This window comes from Thermoanaerobaculia bacterium (assembly GCA_035717485.1).
Taxonomy (GTDB): Bacteria; Acidobacteriota; Thermoanaerobaculia; order UBA5066; family DATFVB01; genus DATFVB01.
This window is the reverse complement of the sequence record DASTIQ010000075.1, coordinates 1-2,530: the sequence shown is the minus strand read 5'-3', so window position 1 is coordinate 2,530 and position 2,530 is coordinate 1. Positions and strand designations below refer to the sequence as shown.

3 protein-coding genes are annotated in these 2,530 nt (G+C 68.4%); 2 read left to right on the top strand and 1 reads right to left on the bottom strand.

Features of this window, described 5'->3' with window-relative positions:
* The coding region (locus VFS34_04040) for an amidohydrolase family protein (protein HET9793611.1) at positions 1-1,259 on the top strand (1,259 nt) is incomplete at its 5' end.
* 58 nt (positions 1,260-1,317) lie between these two features.
* On the opposite strand, the gene VFS34_04035 is transcribed toward VFS34_04040, so the two are convergent.
* Positions 1,318-2,124 carry a tyrosine-protein phosphatase gene (locus tag VFS34_04035; protein ID HET9793610.1) on the bottom strand — a complete coding sequence of 269 codons (807 nt, stop codon included), beginning with the start codon at positions 2,122-2,124 and terminating at the stop codon, positions 1,318-1,320.
* A 97-nt stretch (positions 2,125-2,221) separates the two neighbouring features.
* Between VFS34_04035 and VFS34_04030 the strand changes: the two genes are divergently transcribed.
* Positions 2,222-2,530: tryptophan 7-halogenase (locus tag VFS34_04030; protein HET9793609.1), on the top strand; the 309-nt coding region annotated here is incomplete at its 3' end.

Genomic DNA, 2,530 nt, shown 5'->3' with positions numbered 1-2,530 from the left:
TTCTCGCCGCCCTGCTTCCGGCGCCGTTCCGCGCCGCGGAGGTCCGCCCGATCGCGATCCGCGCCGCGCGCCTGCTGGACGTCCGTCGAGGCGTGATCGTTCCGGATCCCGTGGTCGTCGTCGAAGGAGACCGGATCCGATCCGTCGGGCGGGAGGTTCCGGCGGGCGCCGAGGTCCTCGATCTCGGACCCGTCACGCTCGTTCCGGGCCTCTTCGACATGCATACCCATCTGTCCGTCGGGGGGACGGCGAAGATGCGCGGCGTCAGTCTGATGACGGCCACGCCGGCCGATGTCACGATCCAGGCGGCGGTCAACGCCCGCGAGACGCTCCTCGCGGGGTTCACGAGCGTGCGGGAATGCGGCGCCAACGACTTCATCGACGTCGCGTTGAAGAACGCCGTGGCTCGGGGCGCGATCCCGGGACCGCGGATCACGCCATCGGGGTACCAGATCAGCATGACAGGGGGACATGGTGACGTCGTCGGATTCCCGCCCGGCGTCTTCGAGCTCGGGCCGAAGGAAGGGATCGCCGACGGCGTCCCCAACGTGCTGTTCGCGGTCCGCTATCAACTCAAGCACGGTGCCGAGGTGATCAAGGTGATGGCGACCGGCGGCGTCCTCGGGGAGGAGCGCACGCCGACCGCGCGCCAGTATTCGGACGAGGAGCTGAGGGCGGTGGTCGAGGAAGCTCATCGCAACGGCGTGAAGGTCGAGGCTCACGCCCACGGACTGGAGGGCATCCTGGCGGCCATCCGCGCCGGTGTCGACTCGATCGAGCACGGTTCGATGCTGAACGAGGAGGGCATCCGCCTGATGAAGGAGCGGGGGACCTTTCTCGTACCGACCCTGTACGTGGCGCAGCCGGCGAGCAATACGGGCGCGGGAATGTCCGAACACGTCCGGGAAAAGGGAAAGCAGATGGGCGCGGAGGCGAACGCGAACTTTCCCAAGGCGGTGCGGGCCGGCGTCCGGATCGCCTTCGGCACGGACGCCGGCGTTTACCCCCACGGCCTGAACGCCCGGGAATTCGGCGTGCTCGTGGAGCATGGAATGACGCCGATCGACGCGATTCGTTCCGCGACGATCTGGGCGGCGGATCTGCTCGGGGTCTCGGACCGGGGCTCGATCGAGCCGGGCTACGTCGCCGACATCGTCGCCGCTGCCGGCGACCCTCTGCAGAACGTCCGGACCCTGGAGTCCGTCGCGTTCGTGATGAAGGGCGGAGTCGTGTACCGGAACGAAGCGGCTCCTCGTTAGGACCGTATTCCTCTTCTTGCCCGGGGTTGCGGCGGCGAAGGGCTTCCGTTCGCGCTGTTCAGCGCCGGTCGCGGGCGGGGTTTGAAGCCGATTTCTCCCCGGGTTTCAGTGTAGCGGGCGCCGCGATGCCGGAGCTTTCCGGAGCTTCGGCAGCCTGCGATGAAGCGGCCGGCACGGAATCCGCGCGAGACGACGAAACCCCCGGGGCAGGAGCGGTCGCCGCCGTGACGACGATCGCCGCGCCCTCTGGCCCGCTCTTCCCGAGCGCCGCGAGCAGCGTGGCTCCGGGCCTGGCGATGCCGAGCTCTTTCCGGAGCGCGTCGACGTTCGCCGCGGCGACGTAGCGGTCGAGATTCCGCCACCAGGACGAGTGGTGATACCCGCCGTCGTCCATCTCCCGGATCGCGTCCGCCTTGCTCCACCCCTGCACGACGACGCGGTAGAGAGCGACGAGCGCGCCGGTCCGATCCGCCCCCAGATGGCAGTGAACGACGACCGGGCGATTCGCGGGGTCGGCCATGATGCGGAGCGCCCGGAGAACGAGATCGTCGCGAAGTCCGAACGCGGTCATCGGGACGTGGACGAGCTTGAGCGACATTCCGCGCGCCAGCATCTCGTCTCCGGGAGATTCGACGTCGAGAACCGTCTTGACCCCGAGCGCCTGGAGCTCGCGGAACCCGTCGCTCCCAGGCCGCGCGCTGCGATAGAGATCCGGCTCCACGCGATAGAAGTTCTCCACGCCCTTCGCCGGCACGGCCACCGCCCAGCTCTCCGGACGGGCCGACAGCGGTGACGCGAACGCGGGGACGAACGACGCCAGGACGACGGCGAGGAGCGGAAATATCCGGCGCTTGATCGTGGGCACGTCAGGGAAACAATCCGGTGCCGCCGAATCTTCCCCCTCCCCTGTCCGGATTTCCGTCCTTTTTCACCGCTCCCGCCAGCCGCGATAAGCTCCCCCGATGGAACGGATGGAAGCCTTCGACGTCGCGATCATCGGGGGGGCCGTTTCGGGCGCCTCGACCGCAATCCTCCTCAAGCGGCGGCGGCCCGAGCTGCGCGTCCTCGTCGTCGAAAAGGCCGAGAAGTTCGACTGGAAGGTCGGCGAATCGACCGTCGAGATCTCCGCCTACTTCCTGACGCGGGTCCTCAAGCAGTACGACTACCTTTCCCGCGAACAGCTTCCGAAGCACGCGTTCCGCTACTGGTTCGTCAACGACGGGGTCACGCGGCTCCGCGACGCGTCGGAGGTCGGCCCGACGCAGCTCCCC